1 protein-coding gene is annotated in these 272 nt (G+C 71.3%); it reads right to left on the reverse strand.

What is annotated here, in order from left to right; all coding sequences use genetic code 11:
* A partial coding sequence (locus NBY69_RS37250; RefSeq protein ID WP_250306700.1) for a 2-oxo acid dehydrogenase subunit E2 occupies positions 1-272 on the reverse strand: 272 nt, incomplete at both ends.

Consider the following 272-nt stretch of genomic DNA (forward strand, 5'->3'; position numbering starts at 1 on the left):
CGGGGCTTGACCTTGCCCTTGTGGACCCAGGGCTGGAGCTTGATCGCGCCGACCGCGAGGATCGCGGACTCGCCCGGGTTGAGGATCGGCGTGCCGGTGTCGACGCCGAAGACGCCCACGTTGGTGATGGTCACCGTGCCGCCCTGCATCGCCGCAGGCGACGTCTTGCCCTCGCGGGCCGTGGCGACCAGCTCGCCCAGCGAACGGGCCAGCTCCGGCAGGGTCTTGGCGTGCGCGTCCTTGATGTTCGGCACGAGCAGACCCCGCGGGGT

The organism is Streptomyces sp. A 4/2, from assembly GCF_940670765.1.
Lineage (GTDB): Bacteria > Actinomycetota > Actinomycetes > Streptomycetales > Streptomycetaceae > Streptomyces.